The sequence below is a fragment of the Streptomyces sp. NPDC047085 genome, from assembly GCF_040643735.1.
Lineage (GTDB): Bacteria > Actinomycetota > Actinomycetes > Streptomycetales > Streptomycetaceae > Streptomyces.
In genome coordinates this window covers 503,825-521,969 of the sequence record NZ_JBEYUW010000001.1, presented here as the reverse complement: position 1 = coordinate 521,969, position 18,145 = coordinate 503,825, and the positions used below count along the sequence as shown (strand labels likewise).

Genomic DNA, 18,145 nt, shown 5'->3' with positions numbered 1-18,145 from the left:
GCCGGTGCGAGGTTGCGACCCCGTTGCCGGGCCGTCACAGGCGTTTTCCGTACGATCACCGCGGGCGGCCGTGGGGCGTGAGGCGACGTGAGGCGAACCGCGTCGGTGTCCCTCGCGTCCTCCATGGTCGGAAACCGAACACATGGGGGACCGGATGAGGATCCGTCGACCGCGGCTGCCGCGCACCCGTACCGGGCAGCGGCGGCTGGTGCAGGCCGTGATGGCCGCGTGTGTGCTGGCGCTGCTGCCGGTCACCTGGCTGTACGTGTCGACGGCCGACCGGCTCCGTACGACGGCGGACGCGCCGCGCACCGAGGTCGCCGTCGTCTTCGGCGCCGGGCTGTGGAAGGGGGAGCCGTCGCCGTACCTCGCGCACCGGCTGGACGCGGCGGCGAAGCTGTACCGGGCGGGCAGGATCAAGGTCGTGCTGGTCACCGGGGACAACAGCCGCAAGGACTACGACGAGCCGGACGCGATGCGCGCCTACCTGACCCGGCACGGTGTGCCGGACGCGCGGATCGTCAGCGACTACGCCGGGTTCGACACCTGGGACTCCTGTGTGCGGGCCAAGAAGATCTTCGGGGTGGACCGGGCGGTGCTGATCAGCCAGGGCTTCCACATCCGCCGGGCGGTGGCGCTGTGCGAGGCGGCGGGGGTGGAGTCGTACGGCGTCGGGGTCCAGGACAAGCACGACGCGACCTGGTACTACGGCGGCACGCGCGAGGTGTTCGCGGCGGGCAAGGCGGCGCTGGACGCGGCGTTCCATCCGGATCCGACCTTCCTCGGGCCGCGCGAGCAGGGCGTCACGAAGGCACTGGCTGGGGCGCGGGCGGGGGCGCGGGACTGAGCATGGAGATCACGGACCTGACGCCGGCCGAGCGCCGTGTGCTGGACGCCTTCCCGCTCGGCGGGGGCGTCGACTTCCGGGAGGCCGACGACGAGGACCCCGCGCAGGGCGCCTCCTGGGGTCCCGAACGCACCCTGCGGGCGGAGGTGTTACGGGAACTGCTGCTGGACGGGCCGGTGCGGGAGGGGCGGATAGCCGGCCTGAAGGTGACGGGCGCGCGGATCACCGGGAAGCTGAACCTCATGTACGGCACGGTCGGCCACTCCGTCCGGCTGCGTTCCTGCCACTTCGAGGAGGAACCCAATCTGTACGGGGCGCGGGTCGTCGCCCTGATTCTGAGCGACTCGGTGCTGCCGGGGCTGATGGCCGGAAATCTGCGCGCCGAGGGGGTCGTACGGATCAGCCGCTGCCGGACCACGGGGCCGGTACGGCTGCAGGGGGCGAAGCTGTCCGGGGCGCTGTTCGCCGACAGGGCGCGGCTCGGCACTCCCGACGAGGTCCCGGAGGAGCCCGTGCTCCAGCTCAACCACGCCGAGCTGGGCACGGACATATGGGCCCCGGAGCTGGTCACGCACGGCAAGGTGCACCTGAACGGGGCGATCGTCCGCAACCAGGTGAACCTCAACGACGCGGAGCTGAACGCCCCCGGCGAGACCGTGCTGAACGCCGAGGTCCTGACCGTCGGCACCGACCTGCACGCCATGCGGCTGCGGGTCCGTGGCCGGGTCAATCTGGGCGGTGCCCGGATCCCCCGCCAGCTCAACCTCGCCTACGCCCGTCTGTCCAACCCCGGCGGCCAGGTCCTGCGCGCCAGCAGCAGTGTCATCGGTGAGCTGTGGCTGCGGGAGGCCGCGCCGATCGAGGGAGCCGTCAATCTGCGCCGTGCCCAGTTCGACCTGCTGCACGTACCGCCCGAGGTGTGGCCCGGGCAGGTCCTGATCGACGGGCTCAGCTACCGCGTCCTGAGCCCGCACCTCCCGGCCGAGCGGCGCCTTCCCCTGCTGGAGCGCCAGCCGGACGGTTATCTCCCCCACCCCTACGAGCAGTTGACCGCCGCCTACCGCACGGTGGGCGACGACGCCGCCGCGCGCACCGTCCAGCTGGCCAAGCTCCGCCGCCACCGCCGCACCCTCCCGGCGTACGCCCGGCTGTGGGGCTACCTCCAGGACGCGGCCGTCGGCTACGGCTTCCGCCCGATGCGGGCCGCGGGCTGGCTGCTGTTGCTGCTGTGCACCGGCACGCTGGCGTTCGCCCTGCACCATCCGCCCGAGCTGAAACACGCCGAGGCGCCCGCGTTCAACCCGTTCTTCTACACCCTCGACCTGCTGCTGCCGATCATCGACTTCGGCCAGGAGGCGGCGTTCGCGCCGCGCGGCTGGTACCAGTGGCTGTCGTACGTGCTGATCGCCACCGGCTGGGTGCTGGCGACGACGATCGCGGCGGGCGTCACCCGCTCCCTGAACCGGCAGTAGCTCCCTGAACCCGAGCAGCTCCCTGAACCGGCAGTAGCGCGCCTCACCGGCAGCGAGCAGGGAGAACGGAACCGGGACCTCACGCCGCGCCCGGCCCTGCGGGGAGGTCGCCGTGCCGGGCGTGTAACAGGCAGCGGGTCCGGGTCGTAACACGCCCGACGCACGCTGGACCGCATGGAGAACACCTCGACGCCCACCCACTGCCCGTACTGCGCCCTGCAGTGCGGGATGACCGTCTCGCCCCTGCCCCAGGGGGGCGTCGAGGTGACCGAACGGCCGGACTTCCCGGTGAACCAGGGCGCGCTGTGCGGCAAGGGGCGTACGGCGGCGGAGGTGCTGTCGGCCGGGGTGCGGCTGACCTCGCCACTGGTGCGGGACGGCGGCCGGCTGGTGGAGGCGAGCTGGGAGGAGGCGCTGGACCGGATCGCCGGGGCGCTGGCGTCGGTGCGGGCGGAGAGCGGTGCCGACGCGCTCGGGGTGTTCGGCGGGGGCGGCCTGACGAACGAGAAGGCGTACGCGCTCGGCAAGTTCGCGCGGGTGGTGCTGGGCACCTCACAGATCGACTACAACGGCCGGTTCTGCATGTCGTCGGCGGCGGCCGCCGGCACGAAGGCGTTCGGCCTGGACCGGGGGCTGCCCTTCCCGCTGGAGGACATCCCGCGCACCGGCTGTGTGATCCTCGTCGGCTCCAACCTCGCCGAGACCATGCCGCCCTCGCTGCGCTTCTTCCGCGAACTGCGGGAGAACGGCGGCACGTTGATCGTCGTGGACCCGCGCCGGACGAAGACGGCCGAGCAGGCGGACCTGCATCTCGCGCCCCGCCCCGGCACCGATCTGGCGCTGGCACTGGGCCTGCTCCACCTGGTGGTGGCCGAGGGCCGTACGGACGAGGAGTACATCCGGGAGCGTACGACCGGCTGGGAGGAGGCCCGCGCGGCGGCGATGGCGCACTGGCCGGAGTACGTGGAGCGGATCACGGGGGTGTCCGTTCCCGAGCTCCGGGAGGCGGTACGGCTGTTCTGCGCGCCGGAGTCCGCGATGGTGCTGACCGCGCGGGGGCCGGAACAGCAGTCCAAGGGCACGGACACGGTGGGGGCGTGGATCAACCTGTGCCTGGCGACCGGCCGTGCGGGCCGGCCGCTGTCGGGGTACGGCTGTCTGACCGGGCAGGGCAACGGGCAGGGCGGGCGCGAACACGGCCAGAAGGCCGACCAGTTGCCCGGCTACCGCAAGCTGGACGACCCGGCGGCCCGGCGGCACGTGGCCGAGGTGTGGGGCGTGGACCCGGACTCCCTGCCCGGTCCCGGCCGCAGCGCGTACGAGCTGCTGGACGCCCTCGGCACGGACGTCCGCTCGCTCTTGCTCATGGGGTCCAACCCGGTGGTGTCGGCGCCGCGCGCGGCCCACATCGAGGAGCGGCTGCGCTCGCTGGACTTCCTGGCCGTGTGCGACGTCGTGCTTTCGGAGACGGCGGAGCTGGCCGACGTCGTCCTGCCGGTCACCCAGTGGGCCGAGGAGACGGGCACGACGACCAGCCTGGAGGGCAGGGTCCTGCTGCGCCGCCAGGCGGTGACCGCGCCCGCCGGGGTCCGCAGCGACCTGTACGTCCTGCACGAGCTGGCCGCCCGCCTCGGCGTGGAGAAGGGCTTCCCGACCGACCCCGAGGAGGTCTTCGAGGAGCTGCGCAGGGCCAGCGCGGGCGGCCCCGCGGACTACTCGGGCATCACGTACCAGCGGCTGGCCGACGAGAACGGCGTCTTCTGGCCGTGCCCGGCAGACCCTCCGACCGGTCCCCAGGCGGGCCTCCCGACAGACACTCCGGCGGGCCCCCAGGCTGACCTCCCGGCAGACACTCCGGCGAGCCCCCAGGCTGACCTCCCGGCAGACACTCCGGCCGACCCCCGGGCGGGCCTCCCGGCAGACCCTTCCGGGATCGACGACGGCGAGGACGCGACGCTCGACACCCTGCCGGAGGACCCCGCCGGGGAGGCTGGTGAGGCCGGGGAAGCCGGGGAGTTCGTCAAGGCCGAGGAGGCCGCGGAAGCCGCGGAAGCCGGGGAAGCCGGGGAAGCCGGGAATCCGCATCCCGGGACCCCTCGTCTCTTCCTCGACCGCTTCGCCACCGAGGACGGCCGGGCTCGCTTCGTGGCCGTGGCGCACCGGGCCGCCGCGGAGGAGCCGGACGCCGAGTACCCGCTGCTGCTGACCACCGGCCGGGTGGTGTCGCAGTACCAGTCGGGCGCGCAGACCCGCCGCGTGGCGGAGCTGAACGCGGCCGCGCCCGGCCCGTTCGTCGAACTGCACCCGCGCCTCGCGGCCCGGCTCGGCGCGGCCGAGGGCGATCCCCTCGCCGTGGTCTCCCGGCGCGGCCGCGCGGTTGCCCCCGCCCGCATCACCACGGGCATCCGCCCCGACACCGTCTTCATGCCCTTCCACTGGCCGGGCGAGGGCCGCGCCAACACCCTCACCAACCCGGCCCTGGACCCGACCTCCCGGATGCCGGAGTTCAAGACGTGCGCGGTGCGGGTGGAGGCCCTGGGACCACAGGAGGGTGTCGCATAGGTTCGGTGCATGTCCGACACCGAACAGAACGGCCGCACGGCGGAGCCGAGGAATGCGAACAGCCGTCCCATCGATCACCGGGACTGGTGATCGATGCAGAAGTGCCGGTCGCGTGTGCGGCTGTCGCACTACGGTCCGGTCTCATGAGGCTGGTGGTCCAGGTGAAGCTGCTGCCGACACCGCAGGAAGCGTCGGCGCTGGAGGCGACCCTGCGCGCCTGCAACCGGGCCGCCACCTACGCCTCGCGGGTTGCCTTCACCCAAGGGCTGAAGGAGCGCAACGGCCTGCAGAAGCAGGTGTATAGGGAGCTGAAGGCCACGTTCGGGCTGTCCGCGCAGCCGGCGGTGCGGGCGGTGAAGAAGGTCGTCGACGCCTACGCGGCGCTGAAGGCCAAACTGCAATCCGGGAACCTGGGCCGGCCCACGTCCAGGCGGTACCGCAAGGCTGTGGGCTCGCCTATCTCGTTCCGTCCGGAGGCGGCGCAGCCGTTCGACGACCGCTGTCTGTCGTGGCAGTACGACGCGCGTACCGTGTCGATCTGGACCGTGGACGGGCGGATGAGGGGGGTCCGGTTCGCCTGCTCTGCTGATCATCTCAAGACCCTGGTGCAGTACCGCAAGGGCGAGAGCGACCTCATCTGCCGGGGCGGGAAGTGGTATCTGATCGCCACCTGCGACCTCCCGGATCCCGAGGTGTACGAGCCGGTCGACTGGATCGGGGTGGACCGGGGCATCGTGAACCTGGCCACCACATCCAACGGCACCAACTACCAAGGGCGTCGCCTGGGCCGCTACCGGCGCTGGCAGGCCCGCAAACGCGCCGAACTCCAGGCGAAGCAGACCCCCTCGGCCACCCGCCGCCTCGCCCGCCGCGCGCAGAAGGAGAAGCGCCATGCCAACCACGTGAACCACAAGATCAGCAAGGAGATCGTGTCCGTCGCGCAACGCACCGGTCGCGGGATCGCCGTGGAGGCACTCGGCGGGATCCGTGAGCGGGTACGGCTACGCCGCGACCAGCGGGACACCCTCTCCTCCTGGCCCTTCCACCAGCTCGGACAGCACCTCGCCTACAAGGCCAAGAAGGCCGGGGTGCCGTTCCTCGAGGTGGACTCCGCCTACACCTCGCAGCGCTGTCCGCGCTGCGGGCACACCGAGCGGGCCAACCGGCCCGACCGGGATCATTTCCGCTGTCGTCGGTGCGGGCTCGCTGGCCCGGCCGACCACGTCGCCGGGGTCAACGTGCGCGACCGCGCACGCTCGGCGTGGGTGTTCGTCACCGCACCCGCACCCTCCCCCTGACACACGTTGGAGGGGCTGGGTGGATGCGACCCGTGACCGTCCCGTCGTAGGGGGCAGTCGGGAGCGCGACGAGGTGTGAACGACCGAGCGCACAAGCTCGGCCGTTCACGGCCGAGAAGGTGACCCAGCGCCCCTATCTCCAGCGGACCACCGCCGAACGGCATCTCTCCCTCGACGGCGACCGGTTCGTCGAGACCCGCGCCGACGGCACGGTGACCGAGCGCAAGCTGGCCGACGAGGCGGAGGCGCGCCGGGTGGTGGACGAGGAGTTCGGCATCACCGTGCCCGAGGGGCTCAGGCTGCTGCGCTGATCGGTGACGAACAGGCCGGCGCCGCCTGTCTGATCAGCGGCGGGTCAGCCAGTCGCCGTCCGGGATGCGGGTGCCGCGGGCCCGCAGCTCGGCGGCGACGCGTGGGGCGGCCACGTACACCCAGGCCCGTGCGGTGGTGCCGTCGGCGCGCACGATGTCGCGGGCGACGCGCTCGTACAGGTTGCGCGGGTCGCCGGGGGTGTACTCCTCCAGGCGGTCCAGGTCGGCGAGCAGTTCCGGGTACGCCCCCGGGAGCGCGGTGACCAGCTCGCCGCGCACCTCTCCCCCGGGTTCCTCGACGGCGTAGGGGTAGCCGGGGCCGTCGTACAGCACGGCCCCGTCGAGGCGTGCCGGTTCCTCCGATTCCGTGCGGCCGCGCAGGAAGAGGTCGTGGTTGGCCTCGCCGGGGCGCAGGGTGCCGTAGACGAAGAAGGGGAGGGGCGGGGGCGGCGCGGGGGCGGGGGTGATCACGGAAACGATTCTGGACCTGCTCCGGCTCCCCACACATCTCCATGGCGGCGCTATGGACATGACATGTCATGCACTCTTAAATCTCAGTCGACATCAGCGCCACCCCCACGCCTCGAAGGCGCCTCCCCCAAGGAGACAGATGAGTCGGATACGGCAGCACGTCCGAGGATCCCGTCGTCTCGCCACGGCCGGCCTCGCCGCCACCACGGCCACTCTGCTGGCCGCCGCACTCGCTCCCACCGCTCACGCAGACGCCAGACCGACCCGGGCCACCGCGATCGAGAACGCGGCCTCGGCACTCCTCACGCACGCCACGAGCCTGGGCCTGACCCCCGCACAGGACACCAGCGTCCGTGACGTGATCGTCGACAAGGACGGAACCCAGCACGTCCGTTACGACCGCACGTACCACCAACTCCCGGTGCTGGGCGGCGACTTCGTGGTCCACCTGGCCCCCGGCGGCGGCTACAGGAGCGCCGACCGGGCCACCAGGAGCCTGATATCCCTCCCCACCGTCACCCCGAAGCTGTCCGCGCCGAAGGCCGCCGACCTCGCCGTGAACGCCCTGCGCGCCGCCAACCTCGGCGAGCCGCTGCGGCAGGTCAAGGCCAAGCCGGAGCTGGTCGTCGACGCCCTGCACGGTGCGCCGAGGCTCGCCTGGCGGACCAACGCCGTCGGCCAGGACTCGCTCGGCAACCCGGTCGCCCGCACCGTGCTGACCGACGCCCGCACCGGCGCCCAGATCGACGCCTGGGACAGCATCGAGACGGCCGCCGGCGACGGCAAGTCCCTCTACAGCGGAACCGTGCCGCTGGAGACGACCCTGTCCGGGTCGTCGTACCAGCTCAAGGACCCGACCCGCGGCAACACCTACACCGGTGACGCGCAGAACAAGACCGACCTGTGCTTCTTCGGCATCTGCTTCAGCCGGGCCCCCGCCGTCCTGTTCACGGACGCGGACAACCACTGGGGCACGGGCGTCAACTCCGACCGGGCGACGGCGGCCGTCGACGCCCAGTACGGCACGAACGAGACCTGGGACTACTACAAGAACGTCCACGGCCGCAACGGCATCGCCGGCGACGGCAAGGGCTCGTACAACCGCGTCCACTACGGCAGCAACTACAACAACGCCTTCTGGGACGACAGTTGCTTCTGCATGACGTACGGCGACGGTGACGGGACGACGTTCGGCCCGCTGGTGGCGCTCGACGTGGCCGGGCACGAGATGTCGCACGGGGTGACCTCGAAGACGGCCGCGCTGACCTACTCGGGCGAGTCCGGCGGCCTGAACGAGGCCACCTCCGACATCCTCGGCACGATGGTCGAGTGGTACGCCAGCAACCCCTCCGACCAGGGCGACTACCTCATCGGCGAGAAGATCGTGAAGTCCGGCTTCGGCAAGCCCGCCCTGCGCTTCATGGACAAGCCGTCCAAGGACGGCAACTCGGCGGACTACTGGAGCAGTTCGGTCGGCAACCTCGACGTGCACTACTCCTCGGGCGTCGCCAACCACTTCGCGTACCTGCTCGCCGAGGGCAGCGGCCCGAAGACCATCAACGGCGTGAACTACGACTCGCCGACGTCCAACGGCCAGTCCGTGACGGGCATCGGCCGGGACAAGGTCGGCAAGATCTGGTACCGGGCGCTGACGGTCTACATGACCTCCTCCACGAACTACGCGGGCGCGCGGACGGCCACGCTGAACGCCGCCAAGGACCTGTACGGCGCGGGCAGCGCGGAGTACAACGCGGTGGCGGCCGCCTGGAGCGCCGTCAACGTGAACTGACCCCGACACCACGGGCAGGACAGGGGCCGCCCCGGCCGGATGCGCCGTGGCGGCCCTTCGCGTTGGCGTTCGCGTTCCGGCGCGGCCGAGGGGGGCGGTCACCCGTTCATCGGTGACCGGCGCTCCATTCGTGTGCTCTTCGCCGACACGCTCGCACCCGCCCATGACCTGCCGGAACTCGGCGCCGCTAGTCCGTGTGGGGGCCGTGGGCGCCACCCGTTCACCGCAGCGCCGACGGATTCTCAGGAGGCGGCCCGGCCGCGGTGCCACTTACCTCGGTAGAGCAGGGGCTCGCCCCTGAACGAGTCGGAACCCGAGTCGGCCACGCCCGAGTCGGACAAGCCTGGGGAGCACCATGCGTCGCACCGCCCGTCTGCTGACCGGTACCGCGCTCGCCGCAGCGGCGGCGGGACTCTCCGCCGCCCCGGCCCACGGCGGTGGCCCCGTCCGCACGGTGACCGCGGCCGGCAGCCTGCAGGTGTATCCGTCCACGGCGGTGCCGGGCACTCACGTCACGGTGAACACGGCGGCCTGCGGGAGCAGCGGTTCGGCGCTGGGCGACGCGGGCGCGGTCGGTGCCGGAACGTTTCCTCTGGCGCCCAGTACGCACGAGGGCGAGGCGATCGGCCAGTTCCGGGTGCCGCCGAGCGCGCAGCCGGGGACGTACGAGATCGTCGCGAAGTGCGCCGTGGGCGACAAGCAGGTGACGGGCGACCTGATGGTCGCGTTGAGCGCGGTGCACGACCAGGTGCAGCCGCGGGGAAGCGTGAAGACGGGGGTCGGCGGCGCGCTCGGTCCCGACCCCGTGCAGACCGCGGCGGGTGTGGCGGCTCTGGCCGTCGCCGCCGCGGGCGGTACCTGGCTCCTGCATCGCCGGGCGAGAGGCGACGGGATCTGACGGACACCCTCCGCTGTCCGTCCGCCGGTACCGCACGTCCCGCCCCCTCCGGGTCCGACGCCCCTCGCGGCCCGGAGGGGGAAGGGGTCAGCCCCCTCAAGGGCCCCCGAGCAAGGCCTCCACTAAGGGGTTCGTATGCGCAGGATGCGTACGCGCAGGATTCGTCGGCGCGGGATCGAGGACGCCGCGATAGCCGCGGTCACCGTCGTCGCCCTCGGCTCGGGGGTGTGGCTGCTCGGCGGCACCGGGGCGCCCGCGCCGCCGCAGCCGTCGGCCGCCGAGGGCCGGGCCGACCCGGGCGGGCAGCGGCTCACCGCGCCCGGCCTCGAGCCGTCGCCGCCCACCCGCATCCGCATCCCCGCGATCCGCGTGGACGCCCCCCTGATGGGCCTCTCCCTCACCAGCAGCGGCAGCCTGGACGTGCCGCCCGCCGCGGACAAGAACCTCGCCGGCTGGTACGAGGCCGGCACCACGCCCGGCGAGACCGGCACCGCGATCGTCGCGGGCCACGTCGACAACACCGAGGGACCCGCCGTCTTCTACGACCTCGGCGCCCTCAGGCGGGGCGCCACCATCGAGGTGGACCGCGAGGACGGCACGGTCGCCGTGTTCACCGTGGACGCGGTGGAGGTCTACGCGGCACGGAACTTCCCCGACGACAAGGTCTACGGCGCCGCCCACCGCCCCGAACTGCGCGTCATCACCTGCGGCGGCGGCTACTCCAAGACCACCGGCTACCAGGGCAACGTGGTCGTCTTCGCGCATCTGTCGTCCTCGCACAGCTGACCGGCGGCGGCCGGGGCTCAGTGCGCCGGCACCTCGCCGCCGAGGACGTGCTCTCTGCCCCACGCGCCCAGCGGTGCCAGCGCCTCGTTCAGCAGCGTGCCGCGCCCGGTCAGCGAGTACTCGACCCGGGGCGGCACCTCGTCGTACTCCTCGCGGTGCACGATGCCGTCGGTCTCCAGCTCGCGCAGCTGCGCGGCGAGCACCTTCTCCGTCACGCCGGGCAGCTGCCGGCGCAGCTCTCCGAAGCGGTACGGGCGCTCGTGCAACGCCCAGAGGATCAGCACCTTCCACTTGCCGCCGATGACGTCCATCGCCGCGTCGATTCCGCAGACGTACGCCCCCGGCCGCCGACCGATCGCCATCCTCTCCCCCTTCGTCACCTGCACACTTCCCTGCGGGTAACCACCCACTTCCAAGTAGGTACTTACGCGGGCGGCTCCCTGGAGCGAGCCTAGTCGCCATGACCGACACCTCCCTTTCCTCCAGCCCCCTTTCCGCCGGCCCCCGCACCTCCCTCACCCTGCTCGGCACCGGCGCCATGGGCACCGCGCTCGGCCGGGCCTGGCTCGCCGCCGGGCATCCGCTGACCGTCTGGAACCGCACGCCCGGGCGCGCCGGGGCGCTGGCCGCCGAGGGGGCGGCGGTCGCCGGGAGCGCGGCGGAGGCGGTCGCGGCGAACCGGCTCGTCGTGGCGTGCCTGCTGGACGACGCCTCGGTGGGCGAGGCACTGAAGGACGCCGACCTGACCGGCCGGGACCTGGTGAACCTCACCACCGGCACCCCCGGCGAGGCCCGGGCGCGGGCCGCCTGGGCCACGAAGCGCGGCGCCCGCTTCCTGGACGGCGGGATCATGGCCGTACCGCCGATGATCGGCGCGCCCGGCGCCTATGTCCTGTACAGCGGGGACGGAGGCCTGTTCGAGGAGCACAGGGAGGTCCTGGCCGTGCCGGCCGGCACCGAGTACGTCGGCGCGGACCCAGGTCTGGCCGCGCTGCACGACGTGGCGCTGCTGAGCGGGATGTACGGGATGTTCGCCGGGATCACGCACGCGTTCGCGCTCGTCCGCGGGGAGGACGTGGACCTGAAGGCGTTCGCCGCGCTGCTCGTGCCGTGGCTGAACGCGATGTCCGGCATGGCGCACGGGGCGGCCGAGCGGCTGGAGAGCGGCGACCTGACGACCGGGGTCGTCTCCAGCCTGGCCATGCAGGTCGCGGGCACCGGCACGCTGCTGCGCACGGCCGGGGAACAGGGGGTCAGCGCCGAGCTGCTCACCCCGTTCCTGGAGCTGATGCGCCGCCGCCTGGCCGACGGGCACGGGGAGGAGGACACGACCGGGCTGGTCGAGATGCTGCGCGGCTGAGCGGACAGCCGGGCGGCCGGGCAGAGGACAGCCCGGGCAGCGGGTAAGCGGCCGGGGCGGCATCTCACAGGGCTGTCCGGAGTCCGTGCAGACCCCTCACACGTCTGCTCCGGGTCTGCTGAGGGCAGCGTTCCCCGTGGGAAACAGACGGGATGCGGCCGGGTAACGTCGGCGTCGCACGCTCAGGGGCATGACCTCGAAAACGCGTGTGGTGGTGATCGGCGCCGGCCTCGCGGGCGCACGGCTCGCCCGGCGGCTCGGCGAGCTGGGCGTGCCCGCGCTGCTCGTCGGCGAGGAGGAGCACCGGCCGTACAACCGGGTCCTGCTGGCCGAGGTGCTGGCCGGCCGGTACGCCCCGGAGGTGATCTCCCTCCCCGCGCCCGAGAACCTGGTGCGCGCCCGGATCACCGGCATCGACCGGGCCGCCCGGTCCCTGGAGTGCGCCGACGGCTCCTCGATCGCATACGACACGCTGGTTCTGGCCACCGGCTCGAATCCGGTACTGCCGCCGCTGCGCGGGCTGTTCACGCCGGATCGTCAACTCCCCGAGGGCGTCCACGCGTTCCGCACGATGGACGACTGTCTGGGGCTGTCGAAGGCGGTGCGGCCCGGGGTGCGCGCGGTCGTCGTGGGCGGCGGGCTGCTCGGGGTCTCCGCGGCCCGGGCGCTGGCCGTGCGCGGCGCCCAGGTGGTGCTCGCCCAGCAGTCCGAGCGGCTCATGGAGCGCCAGCTCGACCCGGACGCCTCCCGGCTGGTGCTGCGGCACCTCACGGACCTCGGTGTCGAGGTGCACACCGAGTGCCGGGTGCGGGACGTGCGCTGTGTGGCCGGCGCGGTCCGCTCGGTGGAGATGGCCGACGGTTACGCCCTCGACGCCGACCTCGTGGTCCTCGCGTGCGGGGTGCGGCCGCGCACCGGCCTCGCCGAGCAGGCGGGTCTCGCCGTCCACAACGGCGTCCTCGTGGACGACGCCCTGCGCTCCTCCGACCCGCACATTCACGCCGTCGGCGACTGCGCCCAGCACGACGGCACGGTCTACGGTCTCGCCGCCCCCGCCCTCGAACAGGCGGAAATCCTCGCCGAGTTGCTCGCGGGGGACGCGAACGCCCGCTACACCGGCACCCGTTCCCTGACCCGGCTGACCCTCACCGGCCCGGACTCGCCCTTCGACCTCGCCGCGTTCGGCGAGACGGAGGCCCGGCCCGGCGACGACGTCGTACGGCTCGCCGACGCCACCCGGGGCACCTACCGCAAGGTCGTCGTCCGCGACGACCGCCTGGTCGGCGGGGTCCTCGTCGGCGAACTCGGCACGGTCGGCGCCCTCGCCCGCGCCTGGGAGGGAGCGGAGCCGCTCCCCGACGACGGCCCCCTGCTCCACCTGCTCACCAACGATGGAGGCTCCTGATGACCGCCAACCTGGGGGCCACCCCCACGATCGTGCTCGTCGGCCATGGCATGGTCGGCCAGCGCTTCCTCGAAGCGCTCGCCGAGCGCGGCCTGACCGCCACGCACCGCGTGGTCGTGTTGTGCGAGGAACCGCGTCCCGCGTACGACCGGGTCCAGCTCACCTCGTACTTCTCGGGGCGGACGCCCGAGGAACTCTCCATGACCGACATGGAGTTCATCAAGGACCACGGCATCGAGCTGCACGTCGGCGATCCGGCGGAGACGATCGACCGTTCGTCCAGGACGGTCACGGCCCGCTCCGGACAGACCTTCGCGTACGACACCCTCGTCCTCGCCACCGGGTCCTACCCCTTCGTGCCGCCCGTCCCCAACAAGGACGCCGAGGGCTGCTTCGTCTACCGCACGATCGAGGATCTGCTCGCGATCGAGGAGTACGCGAAGGCCAGGGCCCAGGTGGGCGCCGTGGTCGGCGGCGGGCTGCTCGGTCTGGAGGCCGCCGGCGCGCTGAAGGGCCTCGGGCTCACCTCCCACATCGTGGAGTTCGCGCCCCGGCTGATGCCCGTCCAGGTCGACGAGGGCGGCGGCGCCGCGCTCCTGCGCACGATCGAGGGCATGGGCCTGACCGTCCACACCGGCGTGGGCACGCAGGAGATCGTGACCGGTGAGGACGGCGTCGTCAGCGGCATGAAGCTGTCCGACGGTTCCGAACTCGCCGTCGACATGGTGGTGTTCAGCGCCGGTGTCCGCCCCCGCGACCAGCTCGCCCGGGACTGCGGTCTGGCGGTCGGCGAGCGCGGCGGCATCACCGTCGACGCGCAGTGCCGCACGGTCACCGACCCGCACGTGTTCGCGATCGGCGAGTGCGCGCAGGCCGTCGACGGCCGGGTGTACGGCCTGGTCGCGCCGGGCTACGAGCAGGCCCAGACGGCGGCCGCGACGATCGCCGCCGACGAGGCGGAGTTCACCGGCGCCGACCTCTCCACCAAGCTCAAGCTGCTCGGCGTGGACGTGGCGTCCTTCGGCGACGCGCACGGCACCGCCGAGGGCTGCCTGGACGTCGTCTACTCCGACTCCCGCGCGGGCCTGTACAAGAAGCTGGTCATCGGCCGGGACGGCACCCTGCTGGGCGGCATCCTGGTCGGGGACGCGGAGGCGTACGGCACCCTGCGCGCGCTGACGGGTTCGGTGCCTCCCATCTCCCCCGAGTCGCTCGTCCTGCCCGCCGGAGCCGACTCGGGGGCCCAGCTCGGCCCGTCCGCGCTGCCGGACGAGGCGATCATCTGCTCCTGCCACAACGTCAGCAAGGGCACGATCCGCGGGGCGGTGACGGAGCACAAGTGCACCACCGTGCCCGAGGTGAAGAAGTGCACCAAGGCCGGTACCGGCTGCGGCAGTTGTGTGAAGGTGCTCGGGCAACTGGTAAACGCCGAACTGGAGGCGTCCGGCGTCGAGGTCGACAAGGGGCTGTGCGGCTGCTTCTCGCAGACCCGCGAGGAGCTGTACGAGATCGTCCTCGCGCTGCGCGTCACGTCGTACCGGGACCTGCTGGACCGGTACGGCCGCGAGGGCGCCCGGGGCGGCGACGGCTGCGAGACCTGCAAGCCGGCCGTGGCCTCGATCATCGCCTCCCTCGCCCCTTCGATCGGCGCGAGCGGCTATGTCCTGGACGGCGAGCAGGCGGCCCTTCAGGACACCAACGACCACTTTCTCGCCAATCTGCAGAAGAACGGCTCGTACTCGGTGGTGCCGCGCATCCCCGGCGGCGAGATCGCGCCCGAGAAGCTGATCGTGATCGGCGAGATCGCCCGGGACTTCGGCCTCTACACGAAGATCACCGGCGGCCAGCGGATCGACATGTTCGGCGCCCGGGTGGAGCAGCTCCCGCTGATCTGGGCACGGCTGGTGGACGCGGGCTTCGAGTCCGGGCACGCGTACGGCAAGTCGCTGCGCACGGTGAAGTCCTGTGTCGGCCAGACCTGGTGCCGCTACGGCGTCCAGGACTCGGTCCGCATGGCGATCGACCTGGAGCTGCGCTACCGGGGGCTCAGGTCGCCGCACAAGCTCAAGTCCGCCGTGTCCGGCTGTGCCCGCGAGTGCGCGGAGGCCCAGTCGAAGGACTTCGGCGTGATCGCCACCTCCAACGGCTGGAACCTGTACGTCGGCGGCAACGGCGGCGCGACCCCCCGCCACGCGGACCTGCTCGCCCAGGACCTCTCCGACGCCGAACTGATCCGCCTGATCGACCGGTTCCTGATGTTCTACATCCGCACCGCCGACCGGCTGGAGCGCACCTCCACCTGGCTGGAGCGGATCCCGGGCGGCCTGGACCACGTACGGGAAGTGGTCGTGGAGGACTCCCTCGGCATCTGCGAGGAGCTGGAGTCCCTGATGGCAGCGCATGTGTCGCACTACCGCGACGAGTGGGCCGAGACCGTCAACGACCCCGAGAAGCTGGCCCGGTTCGTGTCCTTCGTGAACGCGCCGGACACCCCGGACCCGGTCGTCGCCTTCGTCCCCGAGCGCGACCAGATGAAGCCCGACCTGCCGCTGCTCGCCATCGGCCTGCGGCCCGCCGACGACGTCCTGGAAGGAAGCGCCCGATGACCCTGGCTGTCGAGACCACCGACCTGAAGGTCCAGCTCCGGCTCGCCGACGACGACTGGTTCACGGCCTGTGACCTGAGCGCGCTCACCCCGGGCCGCGGGGTGGCGGCCCTGCTGCCGGACGGCCGCCAGGTGGCCCTCTTCCGGGACCGCGCCGACCGCCTGTACGCCATCGACAACCGCGAGCCCTTCACCGGCGCGGCGGTCCTCTCCCGCGGCCTGACCGGCACCCACCAGGGCCGCCCGTTCGTGGCGTCCCCGCTGCTCAAGCAGCGCTTCGACCTGATCTCCGGGCAGTGCCTGGACGACGAGGGGGCGCGGGTGACGGCGTACGAGGTACGGGCGGCCTGATCGCCGGGTTCGTCCGACGCCGCGTCTGCGCGGCCGGGGAGGCCGCCGCGGCTGTCCTCCATCCGGCCTCGGCCGACGCGGCGTCGGTCGTCTGTCGTCTGTCGTCTGTCGTCTGTCGTCTGTCGTCGGTACCGATCTGGTGGCGGACGGCGGCCGTCGACCTGATCGTGCACGGCGGCAGGCCCGTTGTCTGATTGTTCGTCATAGTTCCTTCACAGCCTTCCGGTTGGGGGCCATCGAACGCGGTGCCGTTTGCCGATAGGCTCTGGCAGACCGGAAAGGCCACCGGGCGTCGCAGACGTGACGCAGGCCGACATGACCGCGTACCCGGAGGACACTGTGCCCGCCGCGCTCCCCGACCCAGGGCCCGCCGCGCTCCCCGTCTTACGACCCTCCTTCCGGATCAGGCCGGTTCGGACCGACCGCTCACCCGCGGTCCCGGTTCCTTCCTCGCCCGGTATGCGAGCCTTTGTCTGTCATGCCCGCGTCCAGAGAATCGCCCCAGCAGCGGGCGGGACACGCGGGATGCGCGGCTCGGACACTCTGGAGAGGACTTGATGACCGATCTGATACCGGCCGTGAGCGCCGCGGTCGCCCTGGCGGCCGGCGGGACCACATGGCGCTACCACCGCGCGTACCGGCGGGAGCGAGGCAGGGCCGACCAGCTCCAGAGCCGTACGGATCAGCTCACCCAGCAGCTGGGTGCCGTGGAGTACGCCCTCGGGCAGCTGGCGTTCGAGGTGCTGCCCGCGGCGGGCGCCGCCGGCCGGCCCGAACAGCCGCACGGCGCCGACCTCCCCCTGCCCGTGCCGGTGGCGCACACGGCCCTCGCCGGGCGGCTCCGGGACGTCGCCGGTCAGGCGGTCGCCACCGTGGCGCGGGTGCGGGAGGCCGCGCAGGCGTCCGCCGACCAGCGCGTCGCCGAGATCCGGTCCGCCGCGGAGGACGAGGTCGCGAAGGCCCGTCTGGAGTCGCAGCAGGCGACGCGCGCGGCCGTGCGGAGTTTCGCGTCCAACGTGGTGGCGCGGGCCGCCCGGCTGAGCCGGGAGATCAGCAAGGGGGTGCGCTCCCACCAGGACGACGAGGCGTACGCGACCCTGGTGCACATCGACCACATCGCGCAGCAGATGCTGCTGACCGCCCAGGGCTACGCGGTGCTGGCCGGGGACAAGCTCTCCAGGCGCTGGCCGCGGACCTCGCTGACCGATGTGATCCGCGCCGCGATGGGCCGGATCGAGGGCTACCAGCGGGTGGAACACCACGAGTCGGACACCATCGCGGTGGAGAGCCGGGCGGTCGAGGCCGTCGTGCACACCCTGGCGCTGCTGCTGGACAACGCCCTGCGGTACTCGCCGCCGTCCGCCCGGGTGCACGTCTCGGTGGAGGAAGGCCATCACGCCTGCTTCCTGATCGTCGACGACGCCGGTCTGCGGATGGACGACGAGCGGCTGATGTGGGCCAAGGACGTCATGTCCGGCAAGCAGCGCGACGACATCACCGGGCTCGGCGCGCATCCGCAGACCGGCCTGCGGGTCGCCTCGCTGCTCGCCGAGAACTACGGCTTCCGGGTCGAGTTGACCGCGCCGAACATCTACCAGGGCACCCGGGCCGTGCTGGTCCTGCCGAAGAACCTCCTGGTGCTCTCCGCCGCCACCCCTCAGCCGGCCGCGGCCCAGCCCGCCGCCGAGCCCAGGTCCGCAGCCGAGCCCCCGTCCGCCGCCGCGCCGGCCGCGCAGGACTCCGTCTCCCCGGCGCCGACACCGACGCCCACGCCCGCGCCCACCCAGGCGTCCACCCCGGCGCCGGCCGCGACCACCGCGAGCGGGCTGACCGTCCGTCAGCGCCCGGCCCGGGTGCGCGCTGCCGCCCCGGCGACGCCCGAGACACCGGCCGTGCCGGGGCGGCCGAGCGTCGCCGCCGCCTGGGCGGCGGGCAGCCGCCGGGGACGCCGGCCCGAGGAAAACACCGGACCCACCGAAGGAAACTGACC

At 72.6% G+C, this 18,145-nt stretch carries 14 protein-coding genes and 1 pseudogene; 13 read left to right on the top strand and 2 right to left on the bottom strand.

Going from position 1 to position 18,145, the window contains the following annotated elements:
• Window positions 1–154: 154 nt before the first annotated feature.
• The 5 genes and pseudogenes from ABZ865_RS02075 to ABZ865_RS02055 form a co-directional block, all read left to right on the top strand.
• Complete coding sequence (locus tag ABZ865_RS02075) at window positions 155–847, top strand: ElyC/SanA/YdcF family protein (RefSeq protein WP_361222477.1); 693 nt, start codon at window positions 155–157, stop codon at window positions 845–847.
• Between the two features lie 2 nt (window positions 848–849).
• On the top strand, window positions 850–2,319 hold the full coding sequence (locus ABZ865_RS02070) for a membrane-associated oxidoreductase (RefSeq protein WP_361222475.1): 1,470 nt from the start codon (window positions 850–852) through the stop codon (window positions 2,317–2,319).
• A 174-nt stretch (window positions 2,320–2,493) separates the two neighbouring features.
• The gene (locus ABZ865_RS02065) at window positions 2,494–4,881 is read left to right on the top strand and encodes a molybdopterin-dependent oxidoreductase (protein WP_361222473.1); all 2,388 of its coding nucleotides are present in this window, start codon (window positions 2,494–2,496) and stop codon (window positions 4,879–4,881) included.
• Window positions 4,882–5,024: 143 nt separating this feature from the next.
• On the top strand, window positions 5,025–6,179 hold the full coding sequence (locus ABZ865_RS02060) for a transposase (RefSeq protein ID WP_361222472.1): 1,155 nt from the start codon (window positions 5,025–5,027) through the stop codon (window positions 6,177–6,179).
• Between the two features lie 122 nt (window positions 6,180–6,301).
• Window positions 6,302–6,490 (top strand): annotated as a pseudogene (locus ABZ865_RS02055) (arylamine N-acetyltransferase); the annotation flags it as partial.
• 33 nt (window positions 6,491–6,523) lie between these two features.
• Here the strand turns inward: ABZ865_RS02055 and ABZ865_RS02050 are convergent.
• Window positions 6,524–6,961: a gamma-glutamylcyclotransferase family protein gene (locus ABZ865_RS02050; protein WP_361222470.1), complete on the bottom strand. Its 438-nt coding sequence runs from the start codon at window positions 6,959–6,961 to the stop codon at window positions 6,524–6,526.
• Between the two features lie 139 nt (window positions 6,962–7,100).
• On the opposite strand from ABZ865_RS02050, the gene ABZ865_RS02045 reads away from it, so the two are divergent.
• From ABZ865_RS02045 to ABZ865_RS02035, 3 genes are all read left to right on the top strand, one after another.
• Window positions 7,101–8,750 carry a M4 family metallopeptidase gene (locus ABZ865_RS02045; protein WP_361222469.1) on the top strand — a complete coding sequence of 550 codons (1,650 nt, stop codon included), beginning with the start codon at window positions 7,101–7,103 and terminating at the stop codon, window positions 8,748–8,750.
• A gap of 355 nt (window positions 8,751–9,105) precedes the next feature.
• Window positions 9,106–9,648 (top strand): hypothetical protein, encoded by a 543-nt coding sequence (locus tag ABZ865_RS02040; RefSeq protein ID WP_361222467.1) that lies wholly within the window; start codon window positions 9,106–9,108, stop codon window positions 9,646–9,648.
• 135 nt (window positions 9,649–9,783) lie between these two features.
• Window positions 9,784–10,434 carry a class F sortase gene (locus tag ABZ865_RS02035; RefSeq protein WP_361222465.1) on the top strand — a complete coding sequence of 217 codons (651 nt, stop codon included), beginning with the start codon at window positions 9,784–9,786 and terminating at the stop codon, window positions 10,432–10,434.
• Between the two features lie 17 nt (window positions 10,435–10,451).
• On the opposite strand, the gene ABZ865_RS02030 is transcribed toward ABZ865_RS02035, so the two are convergent.
• Window positions 10,452–10,796, bottom strand: coding sequence for a helix-turn-helix domain-containing protein (locus ABZ865_RS02030; RefSeq protein WP_361222463.1), 345 nt, complete (start codon window positions 10,794–10,796; stop codon window positions 10,452–10,454).
• 98 nt (window positions 10,797–10,894) lie between these two features.
• Here ABZ865_RS02030 and ABZ865_RS02025 point away from each other — a divergent pair, with 98 nt between their 5' ends.
• From ABZ865_RS02025 to ABZ865_RS02005, 5 genes are all read left to right on the top strand, one after another.
• Window positions 10,895–11,794, top strand: coding sequence for an NAD(P)-binding domain-containing protein (locus ABZ865_RS02025; RefSeq protein ID WP_361222461.1), 900 nt, complete (start codon window positions 10,895–10,897; stop codon window positions 11,792–11,794).
• Window positions 11,795–11,984: 190 nt separating this feature from the next.
• Window positions 11,985–13,199: an FAD-dependent oxidoreductase gene (locus ABZ865_RS02020; protein ID WP_361222460.1), complete on the top strand. Its 1,215-nt coding sequence runs from the start codon at window positions 11,985–11,987 to the stop codon at window positions 13,197–13,199.
• Window positions 13,199–15,805 (top strand): nitrite reductase large subunit NirB, encoded by a 2,607-nt coding sequence (gene nirB, locus ABZ865_RS02015; RefSeq protein WP_361222458.1) that lies wholly within the window; start codon window positions 13,199–13,201, stop codon window positions 15,803–15,805. The genes ABZ865_RS02020 and nirB overlap by 1 nt, the downstream gene beginning before the upstream one ends.
• Window positions 15,802–16,155 (top strand): nitrite reductase small subunit NirD, encoded by a 354-nt coding sequence (nirD, locus tag ABZ865_RS02010; RefSeq protein WP_361222456.1) that lies wholly within the window; start codon window positions 15,802–15,804, stop codon window positions 16,153–16,155. The genes nirB and nirD overlap by 4 nt, the downstream gene beginning before the upstream one ends.
• A gap of 557 nt (window positions 16,156–16,712) precedes the next feature.
• Window positions 16,713–18,143: an ATP-binding protein gene (locus ABZ865_RS02005; RefSeq protein ID WP_361222455.1), complete on the top strand. Its 1,431-nt coding sequence runs from the start codon at window positions 16,713–16,715 to the stop codon at window positions 18,141–18,143.
• Window positions 18,144–18,145: the final 2 nt, after the last annotated feature.

Coding starts and splice junctions, on each gene's coding strand:
- ABZ865_RS02005 (WP_361222455.1), top strand. CDS start 16,713: ATGACCGATCTGATACCGGCCGTGAGCGCCGCGGTCGCCCTGGCGGCC.
- ABZ865_RS02025 (WP_361222461.1), top strand. CDS start 10,895: ATGACCGACACCTCCCTTTCCTCCAGCCCCCTTTCCGCCGGCCCCCGC.
- ABZ865_RS02065 (WP_361222473.1), top strand. CDS start 2,494: ATGGAGAACACCTCGACGCCCACCCACTGCCCGTACTGCGCCCTGCAG.
- ABZ865_RS02035 (WP_361222465.1), top strand. CDS start 9,784: ATGCGCAGGATGCGTACGCGCAGGATTCGTCGGCGCGGGATCGAGGAC.
- ABZ865_RS02045 (WP_361222469.1), top strand. CDS start 7,101: ATGAGTCGGATACGGCAGCACGTCCGAGGATCCCGTCGTCTCGCCACG.
- ABZ865_RS02030 (WP_361222463.1), bottom strand. CDS start 10,796: ATGGCGATCGGTCGGCGGCCGGGGGCGTACGTCTGCGGAATCGACGCG.
- ABZ865_RS02060 (WP_361222472.1), top strand. CDS start 5,025: ATGAGGCTGGTGGTCCAGGTGAAGCTGCTGCCGACACCGCAGGAAGCG.
- ABZ865_RS02040 (WP_361222467.1), top strand. CDS start 9,106: ATGCGTCGCACCGCCCGTCTGCTGACCGGTACCGCGCTCGCCGCAGCG.
- nirB (WP_361222458.1), top strand. CDS start 13,199: ATGACCGCCAACCTGGGGGCCACCCCCACGATCGTGCTCGTCGGCCAT.
- nirD (WP_361222456.1), top strand. CDS start 15,802: ATGACCCTGGCTGTCGAGACCACCGACCTGAAGGTCCAGCTCCGGCTC.
- ABZ865_RS02070 (WP_361222475.1), top strand. CDS start 850: ATGGAGATCACGGACCTGACGCCGGCCGAGCGCCGTGTGCTGGACGCC.
- ABZ865_RS02020 (WP_361222460.1), top strand. CDS start 11,985: ATGACCTCGAAAACGCGTGTGGTGGTGATCGGCGCCGGCCTCGCGGGC.
- ABZ865_RS02075 (WP_361222477.1), top strand. CDS start 155: ATGAGGATCCGTCGACCGCGGCTGCCGCGCACCCGTACCGGGCAGCGG.